Annotated in this window: 16 protein-coding genes; 12 read left to right on the forward strand and 4 right to left on the reverse strand. The window is 64.4% G+C overall.

Features of this window, described 5'->3' with window-relative positions; translation table 11 throughout:
* Positions 1-4 precede the first annotated feature (4 nt).
* The 3 genes from XI04_RS36935 to XI04_RS36945 all read left to right on the forward strand — a co-directional run bounded on the left by XI04_RS36935 (position 5) and on the right by XI04_RS36945 (position 2,825).
* Positions 5-1,195, forward strand: a complete 1,191-nt coding sequence (locus XI04_RS36935) for a dihydrodipicolinate synthase family protein (RefSeq protein WP_271609317.1) — start codon at positions 5-7, stop codon at positions 1,193-1,195.
* Complete coding sequence (locus tag XI04_RS36940; RefSeq protein ID WP_271609318.1) at positions 1,195-2,058, forward strand: sugar phosphate isomerase/epimerase family protein; 864 nt, start codon at positions 1,195-1,197, stop codon at positions 2,056-2,058. The genes XI04_RS36935 and XI04_RS36940 overlap by 1 nt, the downstream gene beginning before the upstream one ends.
* Positions 2,059-2,651: 593 nt before the next feature.
* Positions 2,652-2,825, forward strand: coding sequence for a hypothetical protein (locus tag XI04_RS36945; protein ID WP_162832241.1), 174 nt, complete (start codon positions 2,652-2,654; stop codon positions 2,823-2,825).
* 190 nt (positions 2,826-3,015) lie between these two features.
* On the opposite strand, the gene XI04_RS36950 is transcribed toward XI04_RS36945, so the two are convergent.
* The 3 genes from XI04_RS36950 to XI04_RS36960 form a co-directional block, all read right to left on the reverse strand.
* On the reverse strand, positions 3,016-4,386 hold the full coding sequence (locus tag XI04_RS36950; protein ID WP_245448873.1) for a Spy/CpxP family protein refolding chaperone: 1,371 nt from the start codon (positions 4,384-4,386) through the stop codon (positions 3,016-3,018).
* A 585-nt stretch (positions 4,387-4,971) separates the two neighbouring features.
* Positions 4,972-6,186, reverse strand: a complete 1,215-nt coding sequence (gene rocD, locus XI04_RS36955) for an ornithine--oxo-acid transaminase (protein WP_271623907.1) — start codon at positions 6,184-6,186, stop codon at positions 4,972-4,974.
* A 193-nt stretch (positions 6,187-6,379) separates the two neighbouring features.
* Positions 6,380-7,600 (reverse strand): cytochrome P450, encoded by a 1,221-nt coding sequence (locus tag XI04_RS36960; protein WP_212476111.1) that lies wholly within the window; start codon positions 7,598-7,600, stop codon positions 6,380-6,382.
* 105 nt (positions 7,601-7,705) lie between these two features.
* Here XI04_RS36960 and XI04_RS36965 point away from each other — a divergent pair, with 105 nt between their 5' ends.
* The 9 genes from XI04_RS36965 to cnbZ all read left to right on the forward strand — a co-directional run bounded on the left by XI04_RS36965 (position 7,706) and on the right by cnbZ (position 19,166).
* Positions 7,706-8,248 carry a phosphonopyruvate decarboxylase gene (locus tag XI04_RS36965; protein ID WP_028143453.1) on the forward strand — a complete coding sequence of 181 codons (543 nt, stop codon included), beginning with the start codon at positions 7,706-7,708 and terminating at the stop codon, positions 8,246-8,248.
* Positions 8,245-8,835: a thiamine pyrophosphate-dependent enzyme gene (locus XI04_RS36970; protein WP_028143452.1), complete on the forward strand. Its 591-nt coding sequence runs from the start codon at positions 8,245-8,247 to the stop codon at positions 8,833-8,835. The genes XI04_RS36965 and XI04_RS36970 overlap by 4 nt, the downstream gene beginning before the upstream one ends.
* A gap of 161 nt (positions 8,836-8,996) precedes the next feature.
* Positions 8,997-9,683, forward strand: a complete 687-nt coding sequence (locus XI04_RS36975) for a TetR/AcrR family transcriptional regulator (protein ID WP_028143451.1) — start codon at positions 8,997-8,999, stop codon at positions 9,681-9,683.
* Between the two features lies 1 nt (position 9,684).
* On the forward strand, positions 9,685-10,878 hold the full coding sequence (locus XI04_RS36980; protein ID WP_028143450.1) for an efflux RND transporter periplasmic adaptor subunit: 1,194 nt from the start codon (positions 9,685-9,687) through the stop codon (positions 10,876-10,878).
* A gap of 70 nt (positions 10,879-10,948) precedes the next feature.
* The gene (locus tag XI04_RS36985) at positions 10,949-14,044 is read left to right on the forward strand and encodes a MexW/MexI family multidrug efflux RND transporter permease subunit (protein ID WP_028143449.1); all 3,096 of its coding nucleotides are present in this window, start codon (positions 10,949-10,951) and stop codon (positions 14,042-14,044) included.
* 150 nt (positions 14,045-14,194) lie between these two features.
* On the forward strand, positions 14,195-16,777 hold the full coding sequence (locus XI04_RS36990; protein WP_271623908.1) for a sensor histidine kinase: 2,583 nt from the start codon (positions 14,195-14,197) through the stop codon (positions 16,775-16,777).
* On the forward strand, positions 16,774-17,163 hold the full coding sequence (locus XI04_RS36995; protein ID WP_271609321.1) for a response regulator: 390 nt from the start codon (positions 16,774-16,776) through the stop codon (positions 17,161-17,163). Before XI04_RS36990 ends, XI04_RS36995 begins: the two co-directional genes overlap by 4 nt.
* The gene (locus tag XI04_RS37000; RefSeq protein ID WP_038947045.1) at positions 17,160-18,410 is read left to right on the forward strand and encodes an adenylate/guanylate cyclase domain-containing protein; all 1,251 of its coding nucleotides are present in this window, start codon (positions 17,160-17,162) and stop codon (positions 18,408-18,410) included. Before XI04_RS36995 ends, XI04_RS37000 begins: the two co-directional genes overlap by 4 nt.
* A 9-nt stretch (positions 18,411-18,419) precedes the next feature.
* The gene (gene cnbZ / locus XI04_RS37005) at positions 18,420-19,166 is read left to right on the forward strand and encodes a 2-amino-5-chloromuconate deaminase CnbZ (protein WP_271609322.1); all 747 of its coding nucleotides are present in this window, start codon (positions 18,420-18,422) and stop codon (positions 19,164-19,166) included.
* Here cnbZ and XI04_RS37010 read toward each other — a convergent pair.
* Positions 19,163-20,047, reverse strand: coding sequence for an ABC transporter permease (locus XI04_RS37010; RefSeq protein WP_028143445.1), 885 nt, complete (start codon positions 20,045-20,047; stop codon positions 19,163-19,165). The two genes, cnbZ and XI04_RS37010, sit on opposite strands and share 4 nt — an antisense overlap.

Consider the following 20,047-nt stretch of genomic DNA (forward strand, 5'->3'; position numbering starts at 1 on the left):
AATCATGAACAAGCCCGTCCAACCCATGTCATCATTGTCGCTGAAATTGCCGAAGGCCGATCGCTCGATCGAGACCTACCGCCTCGCGGCCTCGCGCACGTTCCCCGCAAAGCTCGAAGGCCCCTTGAACCGCATCGCCTTCTCGGCCGTGCACACGGTCGTCGATCCCTTCGCGGACAACGATCCCTGGCTGTCGGCTGCCGTCGACTGGGACAAGACCATCGCCTTCCGCGAGCACGTCTGGGACCTCGGTCTTGGCGTTGCCGAAGCCATGGACACCGCTCAGCGCGGCATGGGGCTGGACTGGCCAACCTCGCTGGAGCTGATCACGCGCTCGGTCGCCGCCGCCAAGCGCCGCAACGCGCTGGTGTTCTCCGGCGCGGGCACGGACCATCTCGCGGTCGAGGATGCCAGTAGCCTCGACGACGTGATCCGCGCTTACGAGGAACAGATCTCGGCGGTGGAGAAGGTCGGTGGCCGCATCATCCTGATGGCATCGCGCGCGCTGGCGAAACTCGGCCGCAACGCCGATGACTACGCCAAGGTCTATAATCGCGTGCTGTCGGGGGTAGCGCAGCCCGTGATCATCCACTGGCTCGGCGACATGTTCGATCCGGCGCTGACGGGTTATTGGGGCACCGGGGATCTCGACAAGGCGATGGACACTGCGGTCGCCATCATCAACGGCAACGCCGCCAAGGTCGACGGCGTAAAAGTGTCGCTGCTCGACAAGCAGCGCGAGATCGACATGCGCCGGCGCCTCGACAAGCGCATCAAGATGTACACCGGCGACGACTTCAATTATGCGGAGCTGATCGCCGGCGACGAGCAGGGTTTTTCGCACGCGCTGCTTGGTATTTTTGACGCCATTGCGCCGGCGGCATCCTACGCACTGTCGCGACTGGCGGCTGGCGACGAGGCCGGCTTCCATGACGTGCTGGGGCCGACAGTGCCGCTGTCGCGTCACATCTTCAAGGCGCCGACGCGGTTCTACAAGACCGGCGTGGTATTCATGGCGTATCTCAATGGCCACCAGGACCATTTCACCATGGTCGGGGGACAGGAGAGTACGCGCTCCACGTTGCATCTGGCCGAGCTGTTCCGTCTGGCCGACAAGGCCGGCCTGCTCGCCAACCCTGAACTCGCGACGCAGCGGATGAAGACCGTGCTCGCCACCCACGGTATCGAATCCTGATGCGCGATTTTTCGTCCGACCACCGCTGGCTGTCGCTGAACACGGCGACCGTCCGCAAGCAGGGTGACCTGGTTGAGATCATCAACGCCTGTGCAAAGCAAGGCATCCCCGCGATCGATCCCTGGCGCGATCAGGTCGCATCCGTCGGTCTCGAGCGCGCCGCGCGCGCGGTGCGCGATGCCGGCCTCGAGCTCTCAGGCTATTGCCGCGGCGGCATGTTCACCTCGGACGCATCGCGCAGAGGCGAGGTGCGCGACGACAACAGGCGCTGCGTCGATGAAGCCAAGGCGCTGGGCGCGCCCTGCATCGTCCTTGTCGTCGGTGGCCTGCCGCAATATTCCAGGCCGGGCAGCGAGGTGTCGAAGGACATCGCGGCAGCGCGCGGGCAGGTCGAGGAAGCTCTCGCCGATATGCTCGACTATGCCAGGCAGGCAAACCTGCCGCTGGCGATCGAGCCCTTGCATCCGGCTTACGCGGCCGACCGGGCCTGCGTTAACACCACGAAGCAGGCGCTCGATATCTGCGACCGGCTCGATCCCGCACGCAGCGGCATGCTCGGCGTCGCGCTCGACGTTTATCACGTCTGGTGGGACCCGGAGCTGATGAGCCAGATCGCGCGCGCCGGCAAGGATCGCCTGCTCGCGTTCCATGTCTGCGACTGGCTGGTGCCGACAACAGACATCCTCAACGACCGCGGCATGATGGGCGACGGCGTCATCGACATCAAATCAGTGCGTGCGGCGGTCGAGGCGGAGGGCTTTGCTGGCTATTCCGAGATCGAGATCTTCTCCAACGCCTGGTGGAGCAAGCCAATGGGCGAGGTGCTGCAGACCTGCATCGCGCGTCATAAGACGGTGGTGTAGAGTTACCACGAGTGCCGGCCCCTACGGGCTTGCGAGCTGTTGCAGCGCGTTGAAGCGGGCCTTCTGCTCGCTGTCGGCGTCGCATAGAACTCGTCCAGCGCAAGTTCGCCCCGCTGGCGAAGCAGCGAACTGGTCGGAGTACCACCAAAGATGTGGTGGACTACCATCAGCTTTCAGGCAGAATGTCATCATGCCGATGCCGCAGCCTCGCCACAGTCTGTGCCGGATCGGATGCGGTAATCAGTGGCATCAACGATCAGCAGGGACGGCGGATGTACCCATGCCTGTTGATCTTGAATGGCCCCGACGTGCAACCGTCGGGGCCATTGCCGTGATCGGCGTGACATAGCTGGCGAGCTTTGCGAAGGCACCAGCGTGCTTTATTGCGGCGAAAGACCGCCAAGGACAATCTGAAATTCAATGCGCGGGGCCAAACTGGTTTGCGATCGAATTTGCCGGGCGCTGAAAAGTCGGACGATTGCGCTATCATTGATTCACCGTCAAACACCGGACTATCACCCGTCAATTCGATCTGCGAAGCTGTGACAACACAAATGCGCTTGCAAACAAGCAAGCGTGAAGGAGGGTCCGCAGTGGATAAGGTGCAGCGTTTGCGTGCGATGAGCTCACTGTGCCGCCAACAGGCCGCGTACAACAGCATGAACAAATGGAAGCTGCTCGCAGAAGCGGAATACTGGGATCATCTGGCTAATCTCGAGTTGTCTTCTCACTTCCAGCAATGCAACGCGATCCCAAGCGCGAACTAGGCTGGGCGGAAGACGATTTCCTCGTGAGGTCGGAAACGAGGCTGTCGCTTGCGTTACGTGCCGCTGCACCCTCACAGAGAGTGCGCGGCAGGGACATGCATGGTCTCGTCGAGCTTTGAAGCAGGACGATTACGTCACCCCGCTCGTTCGACCGCGGCGCAAATTGCAACGAGAGAACGCGATGCCGTCCTCACGGCCCCGCGACCTGTTGCAGCGTGTTGAAGCGCGCCTTCTGCTCGCTGCTCAGCGTGGCATAGAACTCGTCCAGCGCAGGCTCTACCAGCTTGGCGGCCGTCAGCATCGCCTCGAGCCGGTGCTGCATCGCCTCCAGCCTTCCGACCGGCGTCAGCGGCACATCGTTCGGGCAAGCCGCTTGCAGGCCTTCAACGCCTTTGGCTGTCGCTTCACTGAGGCGGTCGAGCGCCTCCTTCTGCTTGCCGGCTGGGTGGAGCACAGCCTCGATCCTTTGGATCGGCAGCTGGGTCAGGCCGGATTTCGGATCGCCGCAGCCCTCGACGTTCGCTTGCTGCTGCGGCGGGTGTTCGCCGACATTCGGACCGAGCGCATTGAAGCTGGCCTGCTGCTCGTCACTGAGCGAGTTGTAAAAATTCTCCAGTGCCGGTCGCACGATCTTGACGGCTTCCAGCGTCGCGCTGATGCGGTTCATCATCGCGCGCAAGCGACCAGGGGGAGTCAATGCATAAGTCTCCGCGCAGGAGTCCTTGAACACGCCGGCGGCGTTGGCCGCCGCGGTCTTCAATTCGTCGAGCAGTGCGCGTTGCTCCGGCGCCGGCCGCACCGCTTTCGCGATATCGGCAAGCGGCCAGGCGGTGACGCCCTTGTCCGGTGTACCGCACAATTGCTGTAGCGTTTGCGGGCTCACGCTCGCGCGCGGACGGGCGCGGCTGCCGCCACCGGCTTGCGGATAGTCATACGGGTTGGTGCTGGCATAGGCGGAATAGGGGCCGTCACCACCCCAGAACACGGTGTCGACGAAGTCGTCATAGGCGTATGCCCAATAACCGGGCTCGTAGCCATAGGACCAGAACGTGTAGTTGAAAATGTCGGAGTATGCGTAAGGCCAGAACACGGGCCCAAGCCACGCCACGAACACCGCGGGATGGCGGTGTCGCCAGGCCTGCCGGGGAGCCCAGCCGCTCTGGCGGGTGGTGAGCGCTGCCTGCGCTTGCGCAGGGGCCTGCTCGCGGAAGCGCTCGGCAAATCGCCCGCGCTCGGCCGCCTGCACGGCGGCGGCAGTGGCGGCTCGCCCAACTGTGGTGGACTCGGGGCCCAGCCGCTGCAGGCGCGCCTGATCGCGCTGCTGCATGCCCTGTTCGCGCTGGAGCAGGCGGTTCTGCGTCTGCAGCGTCCGCTCCTGTGCACGTTGCGCCCGCACGCCTTCCGGCTTCTGCGACTGCAATTGCTGCACGCGCTGTTGCATCCGATCGATGCGGCTCTGCCGTTCCGAGCTCTGGCGTGTGAGCATCTCGCGCTGCCGCTGCTGCACGATTTGCTCTCGCTGCTGGATCTGCTGCTGATGTTGCTGCGCGCGCTGCTCCATCCGCTCCTGTCGCGGCGGCCGCGCGCTCACAGCCGATGGCGCGCTTGGACGCGAGGGGGCGGCGATATGCGGCGTCGACCGCGGGGCCATGGCCGGACGTTGTGGCGCTGCCGGCGCCCGGTGGAATTCAGGTCGCGGCGCCGCCACGTGCGGGGCTGCTCGCGGCGGTGGTGCTGCAAAACGGGGGCCCGGACGCGGCGGCGGTGCGGCGATGTGGGGCGCCGGGTGCGGCGCCATGGCCGGTCGCTGCGGCATGGCCGGTGGATGGAATGCCGGGGCGGCGGGACGTGCCATGGCTGGCGGCGCCGCCGGACGTGCCATGGCTGGTGGTGCTGCTGGCCGTGCAGGCGCTGCGGCTGGACCGGCAGGTCCGCCCCTTCCATGTCCCTGGCCGGGTCCTTGGGCGAACGCGCCGACGCTCGTCGCCAGCACAGAGACACCAACTAAAGCAGCCGTAAGGCAAGCGCCATGCGGAAGCATGATTGTCGCTCCCAGCTCGTAATCGCCCACGACGTTCAACGCGCAGCTGGCGGAATCGTTCGTTGCTGGCCGCGGCCGGCATTGCGATCTTCCGACGCAGGCCGCTCAGGAGAAATCCTGCGTCAGGGTGGTGGCGAGCCGCTCCAGCGCCCAGTCGACCTGGTCGCTTGTGATCACCAGCGGCGGAGCGATGCGGATCGTTTGCTCGTGGGTATCCTTGGCGAGGATGCCCATGCCCTGAAGCGCCTCGCAGTAGCGGCGGGCGCGGCCGGCCTCGGGATGCAGTTCGACCGCCAGCATCAAGCCGCGTCCGCGCACCTCGCGGATCGTGTTGGCACGAATGTCTTTCAAACCTTCCAGAAAGCGCGCGCCCTGCCTGGCCGCGTTCTCGATCATGCCTTCCTCGGTCAGCACGCGCAGCGCCGCGCGCGCCACCGCGCAAGCAAGCGGATTGCCGCCGAACGTCGAACCGTGCTGGCCGGGCCTCAATGTCCCGAGCACGTCGTTGTTCGAGAGCACGGCCGACACCGGATAGAAGCCGCCGGACAAGGCCTTGCCTAGCAGCGTCACGTCCGCCTCGATTCCCTCGTGCTGTTCGGCGAGGAGCTTGCCGGTGCGGCCGAGCCCGGTCTGGATCTCATCGAGCACCAGCATCACGTTGTTGGTGGTGCAGAGCTCCCGCACCTCACTGAAATAGCCGGCCGGAGGAAGGATGACACCGGCTTCGCCCTGGATCGGCTCGACCAGAAAGGCGACCGTGTTTGGGGTGATTGCCTCCGCCAGTGCCGCGGCGTCGCCGAACGGGATGATCTTGAAGCCCGGCGCGAACGGCCCGAAATGTGCGCGCGTGTCGGGGTCGGTTGAAAAGCCGACGATGCCCAGCGTGCGTCCGTGGAAATTATTGGCGCAGACGATGATCTCGGCGTGGCCGTCCAGCACGCCCTTCACCTCATAGCCCCATTTGCGCACCGACTTGATCGCGCTTTCGACCGCCTCGGCGCCGCTGTTCATCGGCAGCACCTTGTGGGAGCCGGTGAGCGCCGCGATCTCTTCGTAGAAGGGGGCGAGCTGGTCGTTGTGGAAGGCCCGCGAGGTCAGCGTCAGCCTGTGCGCCTGTTCCACCATCGCCGCCAGGATCTTGGGGTGGCAGTGGCCCTGGCTGACCGCCGAATAGGCCGAGAGGCAATCGAGATAGCGGTTGCCTTCGGTATCCCAGACCCAGACACCTTCGCCGCGCGACAGGACGACCCCGATCGGCTCGTAATTGTGGGCCCCAAAGCGTGCTTCCGTTGCGACGAAATCAATGACCGACGCGCTCATCTGTCGTCACTCCATTGCTGCACGGGGCGGTGCCAACCGACTGCACCGCCGGCCTCAGCTTGATCTGGGTATCAACTTGCCGCCTTGGAAGTCTTCATCCCTCCGGTGGCGAAGCCCGATCTGATTTGCCAAAAGTATCAGAGGGTTCTCTACTGTGCATGGGGTTGTTTTCGCAGTTTTTGGTGTCGAGTCCTCAGCGAAGCGCACACGGCACGCTCAAAAAGCCTCGAAACCGCACCCGTCCGCCCCGCACCGGCTGGCCGCTCACGGCGTAGTCCGGGAAGCGCGCCAGGAAGCGCGAGATCGCAATCGCGCCTTCGAGCCGCGCCAGCGCCATGCCGGCGCATTGATGCGCGCCGGTGGCGAAGGCGAGATGCCGGTTCGGGGTGCGCGCGATGTCGAAGCTTTCAGGGTCCGGAAACTGCGCAGGATCGCGGTTGGCCGCCCCGATGCACAGCGTCACCGACGTGCCGGCATCGAGCGTGACGCCGCCGAGCTCGACCTTTTCCGTGGTCATGCGGTTGCCGAGCTGGTTGGAGCTCTCGTAGCGCAGCATCTCTTCGACGGCGGTCTTGATCATGTCGGGACTGCCGATCAGCCGCCGCTTCTGGTCGCGATTGCGGTCCAGCGCCACGAGGCCGTTGCCGATCAGATTGGTGGTGGTCTCGTGGCCGGCATTGAGCAGGAAGATGCAATTGTGTAGCAGCTCCTTCTCGGTCAGCCGCTCGCCATTCTCCTCACCCTGGATCAGGCGCGTCAGCACATCGCGCTCGGGATTGCCCGGCTTGTCGCGCCGGCGTGCCACCAGCGTCTGGAGATAGCTGAGAAAATCCGTCACCGCCTTGTTGCCGCGGGCGGCGACCTCGGGCGACACCACAGGTTCGAGCGCACCAAGGATCGCCAGCGACCAGTCGCGCAGCGGCCCGCGTTCCTCATGAGGCACGTCGAGCAGATTGCCGATCACCTCGATCGGGATGGACGCCGCGAAATCCTCGATCAGCTCGCAAGCCCCTTTGGCCGCGATGGCGTCGAGCAAGCCGTCCACCAGCTTGACGATGTCAGACTCCATGCCGGCGATCGCGCGCGGCGACAGCGCGCCCATGATCAGGCGACGTACGCGGGTATGTGCCGGCGGATCGTTGAAGACGAGGCTGGTTGTGTGATGTTCGTAGAGCGGGGTGTCGCCGTATTTCGGCGCGAACTCGCGCTTCTTGTCCGAGCTGAACGACTTGGTGTTCTTGTAGGTGGTGACGAGATCGTCATAACGGGTCAGGAACACGGTGCCGTTCGGCAGGCGCTTGACCGGCTCGTTCTCCCGCAGTGCACGATAGGTCGGGTAGGGGTCGTCGTAAAATTCCGGCGTCAGCTTCTCGAGGTCGAAGCTTGCCGCCAGCGCCTTCGCATCTGCGTTCATCCCGTTATACTCGCCGGTTAAAGCCGTTATGCCGTTTTTGTTGTTCTGGTCGGCGCATGCATGCGTCTACAGTCTTCCCACCTTGCTAGCCGACCGGACAGGAAAATGCACGCACGCGCTGACGCTGCCGACACGGCGCCGAATTGGCCCGACGATATTTTCGCGACCCTGCAACGCTTCGATATCAGGCAGGTGCCTTACGTGCCGGATGCCGGCCATTCGAGGCTGATCCAGCGCGTGCTGGCCTCATCCACCATGCGCGGCATTCCGCTCACGACGGAGGAGGAGGGCGTGGCGCTTCTCGCCGGCGCCTGGGCCGGCGGACAGCGCGGCGTCTTGCTGATGCAGTCGAGCGGCGTCGGCAATTGCATCAACATGCTGTCGCTGATCCCGATCCTGCGCTTCCCCTTCCTCACGCTGGTGACCATGCGCGGCGAGTGGGGCGAGTTCAATCCGTGGCAGGTGCCGATGGGATCGACCACGCAGGGCGTGTTCGAACTGTCGGGTGTCCAAGTGCTGCGGGCCTCGAACGCAGCCGAGGTGCCGGCCGTGCTCGAAGCCGCTGCGTCGCAAGCCTACAACGCGCTCACGCCTACCGCCGTCCTTCTGTCGCAGCGCCTGATCGGCGCCAAGGTTTTCACCAAATGAGCAAGGCCAATCTCCTCGACCGTCGGCAGGTGGTGTCCACGTTGCTCGCGAACCGCAAGGACGTCGTCGCGATCGGCGGCCTCGGGGCCTCGACCAACGACATGTGCGCGGCCGGCGACCACGCCCGCAATTTCTACCTTTGGGGCGGCATGGGCGGCGCCGCGATGATCGGGCTGGGGCTCGCCCTAGCGCAGCCAAAACTGCCGGTATTGGTCATCACCGGCGACGGCGAGATGCTGATGGGCATGGGCAGCCTGGCCACCATCGGGCTGCAAAAGCCTCCCAACCTCTCGATCGCAGTGCTCGACAACGAGGCCTACGGCGAGACGGGCGGCCAGACCAGCCACACCTCGGCCGCCGCGGATCTCGTCGGCGTCGCCAGGGCCTGCGGCATTGGGGATAGCCGGGCGGTCACGACCATGGCCGAGGTCGAGGCCTTTGCCAAAGCCGTTCACGACGTCTCTGCCGGGCCGCGTTTTGCCAATATGAAGATCGACAGCGCCAGCCTGGAGCGGATTTTGCCAAGCCGGGATGGGACTTACATCCTCAACCGGATCCGCGGCGACCTCGGCTTCCAGCCAATCTAGGGCGGGCCCTGTCCAGTCCCACCGGCGCCCAAGTCCTGCGCGCGGGCCGTGCAGGCGGGGGCAATTTCGACTAAATTAACAACGCATTCAGGTTGCGATGCAACATAGTGCTTGACTTTTGCGTGGGTGAGTGCTTACTCACTAGCATGAGCTCATTGCGTATGACGAGCGACCTGAGGCGTCAATTGATCCTCGGAGCCGCGAAACGCTGCTTTGCCCGACATGGCTATACCGGCACCACGACCAAGAGCGTGGCGGCCGCCGCTGCCATTTCCGAGGCGTTGCTGTTCAAGCATTTCCCGTCCAAGGCGGCCCTCTACGCCGAAATCCTCAGCGACGAATGCGAGGCGGACCCGGCGCTCACCGAGCTTCTCGAGCGGGAGCCTTCGACCGCCACGCTGGTCGAGGTGATCCGCGGCATGGTCGAGCATTTCCTGCACATCGCTGATGGTCCCGATCAGGAAGAGGCCCAGCGCCTGCGGCTGATGGCCACCAGCCACTTGGATGATGGCGAATTCGCCCGTTTGCTGTATGCCAAGATCGAGACGCTGATCGGGGCGATCTTCGTTTCCTCGCTCGAACGTGCCGTTGCCGCCGGGGACGCGCGGCTATGCAGCGGCGATCCGCTCAATCTGTTCTGGTTTGCGCATCACTCGGTGATGACTGCGGCGCTGACCAGGCTGCCGGCCACGCCTTGCCTCGCTTACGGCAAGGCTGAAGACCTTGAGCGGCAGCTGTGTGAGTTTCTCCTGAGGGGTATCGGACTTAACGACGCCGCAATTGCTTCGCATCTGGGCCACAATCAGGCCGCGGATGCCGGTAAGGCGGCGATTGCAGAGAGTGCATGACATGAACATCGTAACCGAACACAAGATTTCGGGCGAACCGATCGACAACAAGGCTCCCAAGCGTCCGGTCCGGCCGGTGCTCTGGTTCATCATCGTCGGCACGCTCCTGGCGGTGCTGGTCGGCGGCCTCGTCTGGTTCAACTATTTCCGCGGCCAGATGATCAAGCAGTTCTTCGCCAACAACAAGCCGCCGCCGACCGCTGTCAGCGCGGCAGAGGCCAAGTCCGAGGTGGTGCCGAACTTGCTCACCGCGGTCGGCGGCCTCGTCGCCGTGCACCAGGTCGACGTCAGTGCCGACGTCAACGGCCGCGTCACCGAGATCAAGTTCGCGCCGGGCACGCGCGTCGAAGCCGGCACGCCGCTGGTCCAGCTGTTCGACGCGCCGGAGCAGGGCGACCTTGCCAATTACAAGGCCCAGGCGACCGTCGCGCAGCTGTCGCTTGATCGTGCCAAGCAGCTGGCCGCGCGCCAGTTCGGTCCGCAGGCGACCGTCGATACCGCGCAGGCCGCCTACGACCAGGCGCAGGCCGGCATCGCCAAGACCGAGGCGCTGATCTCGCAGAAGCTGGTGCGCGCACCGTTCTCCGGTGATCTCGGCGTCCGCAAGGTCGAGGTCGGTCAGTATCTGACGGCGGGTACGGCGATCGTGTCGTTGACCGATCTGTCGGAGCTGTGGGCCAACTTCACCGTGACGGAAAAGGATTCCGGCAGCCTCAAGGTCGGCCAGACTGTCAAGTTGAAGGTCGATGCCTATCCGGGCCGCATCTTCGAAGGCAAGATCACCACGATCGAACCGCAAATCTCGACCGACACCCGCAATATCCGCGTGCAGGCGACGATCGCCAATCCGGAGAAGATCCTGAAGCCCGGCATGTTCGTGACCACCACGGTGGTGCTGCCGGACAAGCCGGCCGTGATCACCGTTCCGGAGACGGCGGTCGACTACACGCTGTACGGCGACTCGGTGTTCGTGATCACCGAGAAGAAGGAAGCCGACGGCAAGACCAGCCTGTCCGCGGTGCGCACCTTCGTGCAGACCGGCAACCGGGTCGAAGGTCGCGTCGAAATCATCAAGGGCGTGAAGGCGGGCGACAAGGTCGTCGCCGTCGGCCAGCTCAAGCTGCAATCGGGCGCGGCGGTGTCGATTTCGACCGACCCGGCTCCGCAGATCCCGGCGCAGCCGCCGCGCTACTGACCCTCTGCATTCAAGTGATCCGGCTCGGCCGGATCACTTTCCTTGAGATACAGAAATCGAGATCGCCGCGATGCGCTTCACCGACATTTTCATCAAGCGACCGGTCCTGTCGGTCGTCGTCAGCCTGCTGATCCTGCTGATCGGCCTGCGCGCGGCGATGGTGCTGCCGATCCGGCAATATCCCAAGCTTTCGAACACGGTCATCAACATCACGACCGTCTATCCCGGCGCGTCCGCGGACCTGATCCAGGGCTTCATCACGACGCCGATCGAGCAGGCCGTCGCCTCGGCTGAAGGCGTCGACTACATGACCTCGTCCTCGGTGCTCGGTACCTCGACGATCCAGGTGTACATCAAGCTGAATTTCGATCCGAACCAGGCGCTCACCGAGGTGCTGGCCAAGACGAATTCGGTCAAATATCTGATCCCGAAGGAATCCAACGACCCGATCGTGACCAAGACCACGGGCCAGACCACGGCCGTGATGTATCTCGGCTTTTCGTCCGAAGAGCTGTCGGGCTCGGCGATCTCGGATTATCTGACGCGCGTGGTGCAGCCGGTGTTGTCGACGGTCGACGGCGTCGCCTCGGCCGACATTCTCGGCGGCCAGACCTTTGCAATGCGGCTGTGGCTCGATCCCTTGAAGATGGCGGGCCGCAACGTGTCGCCGGCCGACGTCGCCGCGGCGATCCAGGCCAACAACTTCCAGTCCGCGGCGGGGCAGACCAAGGGCTATCTGATCGTTTCCAACATTTCCACGAACACAAGCCTCACTGACGTCAACCAGTTCCGGAAGATGATCGTCAAGGCCAAGGACGGCGGCTTCGTCCGGATGGAGGACATCGCCACGGTCGAGCTGGCCGCGCAGAGCACGGATGCGAGCGTCGCCTTCAACGGCGAGCATGCGATCTTCATCGGCGTGAACGCGACGCCGCAAGGCAACCCGCTGACTCTGGTCAAGGGCGTGCGCGCGCTGTTCCCGGAGCTCGAGCGCAATCTGCCGCCGTCGATGAAGATGAAGGTTGCCTACGATTCGACCAAGTTCATCCAGTCCTCGATCGACGAGGTCGAGAAGACGCTGGGCGAAGCCGTGATCATCGTGATCGTGGTCATCTTCCTGTTCCTGGCCTCGCTCCGCTCGGTCATCATTCCGGTTGTCACGATTCCGCTGTCCATGATCGGCGTCTGCACCCTGATGCTGGCGCTAGGCTTCAGCTTCAACCTGCTGACGCTGCTGGCGATGGTGCTGGCGATCGGCCTCGTGGTCGACGACGCCATCGTCGTGGTGGAGAACATCCATCGCCATCTGGAGGAGGGCAAGACGCCGGTCCAGGCGTCGCTGGAAGGGGCGCGTGAAATCGTCGGCCCGATCATCTCGATGACCATCACGCTCGCCGCGGTGTACGCGCCGATCGGCTTCCTTGGCGGCCTCACCGGTTCGCTGTTCCGCGAGTTCGCTTTCACGCTTGCGGGATCAGTGATCGTGTCGGGCGTGATCGCGCTGACGCTGTCGCCGATGATGTGCTCGGTGCTGCTCAAGAACACCGAAGAAGGCCGCTTCGCCAAGCTCGTCAACAAGGTGTTCGGCGCGCTGACGCGATGGTACGGCCGCAGGCTCGACCGTTCGCTGGATTACAAGGCGATTACCGGCCTGTTCGCGATCACGATCCTCGGGCTCGTCGGCTTCCTCTATATGCACACCTCGAAAGAGCTGGCGCCTGAAGAAGACCAGGGCATCGTGTTCGCGGTGACCAAGGCGCCGAAATACGCCAATATCGATTATGTCGATTTCTATGGCGAGAAGCTCGACAAGGAATTCGAGAAATTCCCCGAGACCGATCTGCGCTTCGTGCTGAACGGCATCAACGGTCCGCAGGGCGGCATCGCCGGCATGCTGCTCAAGCCCTGGGACGAGCGCAAACGTTCGGCGATCCAGCTGAAGCCGCTGGTGCAGGCCGAACTCTCCAAGATCGAGGGCGTGCAGGCGTTCGCGTTCAACCTGCCGCCGCTGCCGGGCGGACCGGGCGGTCTGCCGGTGCAGATGGTGATCAATTCCACCGCGGGTTTCCAGACGGTCTTCGAGCAGATGGAGAAGCTGAAGGACTCTGCGCGCAAGAGCGGCATGTTCATCGTCTCCGACAGCGATCTCGCCTACAACCAGCCGAACGTGGAGGTCACGATCGACCGTACCAAGGCGCAGGATCTCGGCGTCAACATGCAGAACCTCGGCAGCACGCTGGCCGTGCTGCTGGGCGGCAACTACATCAACCGCTTCAATCTCGAGGGCCGTTCCTATCAGGTGATCCCGCAGGTGCCGCGCAGCAGCCGGCTGTCGCCGGAATCGCTCGGTGGCTATTACGTGACGACCAACACGGGCCAGCAGCTGCCACTGTCGACCGTGGTCTCAGTCAAGACCAAGACCGCCCCGAATTCGCTGACCCACTACAACCAGCTCAATTCGGCGACGTTCTCGGCCGTGCCGATGCCCGGCGTGACGGTCGGTGCGGCGGTGGACTTCCTCGAGGGCGAGGCGAAGAAGCTGCCGGCCGGCTTCAGCCACGACTATCTCGCGGACTCCCGGCAGTACGTGCAGGAAGGCAATCAGCTCGCGATCACCTTCGGCTTCGCGCTGATCATCATCTTCCTGGTGCTGGCTGCGCAGTTCGAGAGCTTGCGTGACCCGTTGGTGATCATGATCTCGGTGCCGATGGCGATCGTCGGTGCGCTGATCCCGCTGTTCTTCGGCGTGGCGACCATGAACATCTATACCCAGGTCGGTCTGCTCACCCTGGTCGGCCTGATCACCAAGCACGGCATCCTGATGGTGGAGTTCGCCAACGAGCTCCAGGTCAACGAGCGGCTCGACCGCCGCTCTGCCATCGAAATGTCAGCCCGCATCCGCCTGCGGCCGATCCTGATGACGACGGCCGCGATGGTGACCGGCCTGATCCCGCTCCTGACCGCAACCGGCGCGGGGGCGGCCAGCCGCTTCTCGATCGGCCTGGTCGTCGTCGCCGGCATGTCGATCGGCACGCTGTTCACGCTGTTCGTGCTGCCCGCGGTCTACGTGGTGCTGGCGACCGACCATCGCGCGGCGGCCGATTCCGAGCGGAACAAGCAGGTCAACGAGCTCGACCTCGGCTCCAAGGCCCTGCGGCCGACCTGAAGCCGCTGGCTCGCAAGCGATCCAGAGGGCGGCAGCGGCGGGTCCGCTGCCGCCCTTTTTCGTTGCGCCCGGGCGCCGGTTTCGATGGGCGAGGGCCTTATCCCGCGCTTGCGAAAGACAAGGTCCCGTCTTCTTGCTAGGTTTCGGGTGATGAGCCTTTCCCTCCATCCCGACACCCCGCAAGCCAGGACGCTGCCGAGCGTGGCCTCGGATGGCGTCGCTGCCGGCGGGGGAACGGGACGAGGGATCAGGACCCGGCTGTTCACCAAATATGTCGCGCTGTTCGTGGCTGTCGTCGCCATCGCGCTGCTGGCCAACGGTCTGTTCGAGGTCTTCTTCTATTATCGCGAGCACAAGGCTTCGCTGATCCGGGTCCAGCATGAGCAGGCCGAGGCGGCCGCGGCCAAGATCGGCCAGTTCGTCAAGGAGATCGAGAGCCAGCTCGGCTGGACCACGCAACTGCCCTGGTCGGCGGGCTCGATCGAGCAGCGCCGGTTCGACGCGCTGCGGCTGTTGCGCCAGGTGCCCGGGATTACCGAGCTTGCCCAGGTGGACTCGACCGGCAAGGAACGGTTGCGTGTCTCGCGGCTGGCGATGGACGCGATCGAGAGCGGGATCGACCTATCCAACGATCCGAAGTTCACCGAGGCGGTCGCGCACAAGGTCTATTACGGCCCGGTCTATTTCCGCCGGGAGTCCGAGCCCTACATGACGCTGGCCCTGGCCGGCGCGAGCAGGGATGCCGGTGTCAGCATTGCCGAGGTCAATCTCAAGCTGATCTGGGACGTGGTCTCGCAGATCAAGGTCGGCCAGCACGGGCACGCCTATGTCGTCGGTCCGGAAGGGCGCCTGATCGCGCATCCCGATATCAGTCTCGTGCTGCGCAACACCGACATGTCCGGCCTCGCGCAGGTGCGCGCCGCCCAGGCTGCCGGCGGCACCATGCCGAACGCGCTCGAGGAAGCGCGCAACATCCAGGGACAGAAGGTCTTGACCGCATCGGCGCCGATCGAGCCGTTGCACTGGACCATGTTCGTCGAGCTGCCGGTCGAGGAGGCCTATGCATCGCTCTACGCCTCGCTGCAGCGGCTTGCGATCGTGCTGCTCGCGGCGTCGATCTTCGCGGTGCTTGCGGGGATATTTTTGGCGCGCCGCATGGTCGGGCCGATCCAGGCGCTGCGCAGCGGCGCGGAACGGATCGGCGGTGGCGACTTCTCCCAGCGCATCTCGATCCGGACGGGCGACGAGCTCGAAGGGCTCGCCGACCAGTTCAACGACATGGGCGCGCGCTTGCAGGAATCCTATGCCGATCTCGAAAACAAGGTCGAACGGCGAACAGCGGAATTGAGCGAGTCTCTCCAGCAGCAGACGGCGACCGCCGACGTGCTGAAGGTCATCAGCCGCTCGGCGTTCGATCTGCAAACCGTGCTGAATACGCTCGTCGGATCGGCCGCCCGCTTGTGTGACGCCGACGAGGGAACGATCTTTCGACCGCGCGATGGCGTTTTCTATTTGGCGGCAAGCTGCGGCCTCGATGCGAAGCAGGAAAGCAAGCTTCGGACCTTTGCTTCTTTACCAGAACGGGGAAGTGTGGTCGGGCGTACGCTGCTCGAAGCCAAGACGGTTCACGTCCCCGATGTGCAGGCCGATCCGGACTATGCACCCTCATCCGCGCGAAGGCGGTCCAATGTGCGTACGATGCTCGGTGTCCCCCTGCTTCGAGAAGGATCGCCAATCGGCGTGTTCGTCTTGACGCGACATATGGTGCGTCCCTTCAGCGAGAAGCAAATCGAACTCGCCACGACCTTTGCAGACCAAGCCCTTATCGCGATCGAAAATGTTCGATTGTTCGAGGAGGTTCAGGAACGCACGACAGAGTTGTCGCGATCCCTCGACGACCTGCGCGCCGCTCAGGATCGCCTGATCCAGACCGAGAAGCTTGCCTCGCTCGGTCAGCTCACCGCCGGCATCGCCCACGAGATCAAGAATCCGCTCAACTTCGTCAACAATTTCTCCGCGGTCTCCACCGAGCTGATCGACGAGCTCAAGGAGGCCCTGCGATCGGCTGCGCTCGACGGCAAGACCAGGGAGGAGGTCGACGAGCTGACCGGCATGCTCAGGAGCAATCTCGAGAAGGTGGTGCAGCACGGCAAGCGCGCCGATTCCATCGTCAGGAACATGCTGCTGCATTCGCGCGAGGGGGCGGGCGAGCATCGGGCCGTCGACATCAATGCGGTCGTGGAGGAGAGCCTCAATCTCGCCTATCACGGCGCGCGGGCCGAACGTCCCTCCTTCAACGTTACGCTTCAGCGCACGTTCGATCCCGCTGCCGGTATGGTCGAGATCTATCCGCAGGAGATCACGCGCGTCTTCCTCAACCTGATCTCGAACGGCTTCTATGCCACGGCCAAACGCAGGGAGAGCGCGGGTGAGGCCTTCGAGCCGACCTTGAGCGCGGCAACCAAGGACCTCGGCGACAGGGTCGAGATCCGGATCCGTGACAATGGCACCGGAATTCCGCCCGAGGTGAAGGAGAAGATGTTCAACCCCTTCTTCACCACCAAGCCGGTCGGCGAGGGCACCGGGCTCGGCCTGTCCATGAGCCACGATATCGTCGTGAAGCAGCACGGCGGCACCATCGACGTGAACACCATGCAAGGTGTATTCACCGAGTTCATCATCACCCTGCCGCGTACGATGGCGGCGGAGGGCACTTCCGGAGGCAAGTCGTGAACGTTTACATCCTGGTCGTCGATGACGAGCCCGACGTCGAGGCGCTATTCCGGCAGCAATTCCGGCGCGAGCTGCGCGCCGGCCGCTTCCAGATGGAGTTCGCCTCCTCCGCGCCCGATGCGCTCAAGCTGGCCGCCGAGGTTCGCGATCCCTCGCTGATCCTGATCCTGTCCGACATCAACATGCCCGGCATGAGCGGGCTCGACATGCTGCCGAAGGTGCGTGCCGCGCATCCGGACGTTCCCGTCATCATGATCACGGCCTATGGCGACGCCGAGACGCGGCGAAAGGCGATCGAGCGCGGCGCCGTCGGGCTCCTCACCAAGCCGATCGACTTTGCCTTGCTGCGGCAGGAGATCGACACGAGGCTCGAGCAAGCCGCATGAGCGCGACCATCCTCTTCGTCGACGACGAGCCGGATCTCGAGGCGCTGGTCCTGCAAAAATTTCGCAGGCAGATCCGCGACGGACAGGTCGTCATCATATTCGCTCGCGACGGTCTCGAGGCGCTGGCCTCGCTCGAGCAGAATCCGCAGGTCGACATGGTGGTCTCCGATATCAACATGCCCAGGATGGACGGGCTATCGCTGCTCGCGAAACTCCAGGAGGCCGAGGACAAGAAATCGACCATCATCGTCTCGGCCTATGGCGACATGAGCAATATCCGCACCGCCATGAACCGCGGCGCGTTCGACTTCCTGACCAAGCCGATCGACTTCGCCGATCTGGAGGCCACGATCGAGAAGACCATCCGCCATATCGAGATGCTGCGCGAGGTTCGGCGGCGCCAGATGGAAGCCGAGCGCGCCCACGCCGCGCTGTCGCGCCATTTCTCGCCCGAGCTCGCCAAGCGTCTGGCCGCCAGCGGCGACGGAGAGGGGATCGAAGTTCAGTGGCGCGATGTCGCCACCATCTTCACCGATATTACCGGCTTCACCTCGTTGGTCGAGAGCGCGCCGCCCGAGACGTTGGGCAAGCTGCTCAACGAGTATGTCGGCGGCATGACCGAAATCGTCTTCGTCCATGAGGGCACGGTCGCAAAGATCATCGGCGATGCGATCCAGGTGCTCTTCAATGCGCCCGGCGATCAGCCGGATTATGCCACGCGTGCGGTCGCCTGCGCCCATGAGCTCGACGCCTGGGCGCAGGACTTTCGCGCGCGCCAGAGCGCCATGGGTGTGACCTTCGGTGCCACCCGCATCGGCATTCACGCCGGTCCCGCGCTGGTCGGCAATTTCGGCGGCAATCGCTTCTTCGACTACACCGCCTATGGGGACTCCATCAACATTGCGGCGCGGCTGGAGGCCGCCAACAAGCATCTGGGCACCCGCATTTGCGTCAGCGCCAGCGTCGCCGAGGCGGCCGAGAATTTTCAAGGCCGCCCCGTGGGGGAGCTGATGCTGCGCGGACGCAGCGAGCCGTTGCGCGCCTTCGAGCCGCTGCCACCGGGCAAGTTCGAAGCCCCGGAAACGGCACTGTATTCGGAGGCTTTCGCCAAGATGGAGGCCGGCGATGCCGCGGCCATGCCGGCCTTTGCCGCGCTGGTCGGCATGCACGCCGACGATTCCCTGGCCGGCTTTCACCTGAAGCGCCTGCTCAACGGCGCCAAGGGCATTCGCATGCAACTGGAATAGGGGTTCGACATGATACGTGACTTCTCTGCCGGCAATTATCGTTTCATTCCGTCCGTGTTCCAGTATTCGGCGGGCGCCGCCGCGGATGACGGCTACGAAATCGAACGCGTCCGCTTCGACCGTGTGGTCCCGCTCGCGGAAGGGTTTGCGCTGGCGGCGAAATTCATCCAGGAGGCCGGGCGGCCGTTGACGGCATTCTGTGCCTGCGAGCTGCGTTCACCGGCAGCCTTCAGCGAAGAGGGCTTTCGCGCGTTCAACCTGCACTACGTGAAGACGCTGTCCGAATGGGGCATCTTCGACGGCACCACCAATCCGGTGGCGCGCAGCAATGTCTGTCCCGAGATCGATCCGCCGTCCGAGCCGTCGTTCTATGCGTTCTCGTTTACGCGTCCGACCCGCTCGAAAGCGCCGTCCTTCGTGATATCAGGCGGCGCCGAGGCACGTGAGGGCAGCGGCACCTATGTCGAGCGCACCGTGCGCTATCGCGACCTCAGCCCTGAGGGGCTGCGGGAGAAGGTGCGCTTCACCGCGACGTCGCAGATGGAAAGCCGGATGGCGGCTTTCGGCTTCGGCTGGAACGACACCACTGCGGTGCAGGCCTATTCCGTGCACGATTTCCACCATACGCTCGTCGACGAACTGGTCCGCCGCGGCGCGTTGCGCTCCGGCCTGACCTGGCATTTCGCCCGCCCGCCGGTGGTCGATCTCGAATACGAGATGGATTGCCGCCGCGTGATGCGGGAAGCGGTGATCTAGCGCTGCCGCGGGTCGAGCGCGTCGCGCAGGCCGTCGCCGAGCAGGTTCAGCGACAGCACCACGAGGAAGATCGCAAGCCCCGGCCAGATCGCCATCCACGGCGCCTGGGTCAGGAAGCGCTGCGCGGCGTTGAGCATGCTGCCCCAGGACGGCGCCGGCGGCTGCTGGCCGAGGCCGAGGAACGACAGCGCGGCTTCGGCGATGATGGCGGCGGCAATCGACAGTGTCGCCTGCACCAGCAGCGCGGGCAGGATGTTCGGCAGGATATGCGAGAGCGCGATCCGCCATGGCGGATTGCCGAGCGCGCGCGCGGCCTCGACATAGTCCTCGGCCTTGACGACGAGCACCTGGCCGCGGGTCAGGCGGATGAAGATCGGCGTTGCGGAGATGCCGATCGCGATCATGGCATTGCCGAGGCTCGGCCCGAGGAACGCCGCCAGCGCGATCGCCAGGATCAGGAACGGGCAGGCCAGCATCGCATCCGTGATCCGGCTGATCAGCGCATCGACGAAGCCACCGCGATAGCCAGCGACGAGACCGAGCGGCACGCCGATGCCGAGCGCGATCGCCACCGAGATGAGGCCCGCGAGCAGCGAGGCGCGCGCGCCGTAGACGATCCGGCTGAAGATGTCGCGGCCGAGCTCATCGGTGCCGAACCAGTGCGCCGAGGTGGGCGGCTTGCGCACCAGGCTCCAGCTCGTCGCGATGGGATCATAGGGCACGATCAGTGGGGCCAGCACGGCGAGCACGATGAACATCGTGAGCACGACGAGCCCGAATATCGCCGCCTTGCGCTTGAACAGCCGCCGGCGCGCGCGGCGGGCCGGGCTATCCAGCTCGTCGGCTTGCGTGAGAGGGCCGGGCAGCGCGGCGTCGGTCAT

The sequence above is a fragment of the Bradyrhizobium sp. CCBAU 11430 genome, from assembly GCF_028128855.1.
Lineage (GTDB): Bacteria > Pseudomonadota > Alphaproteobacteria > Rhizobiales > Xanthobacteraceae > Bradyrhizobium > Bradyrhizobium ottawaense.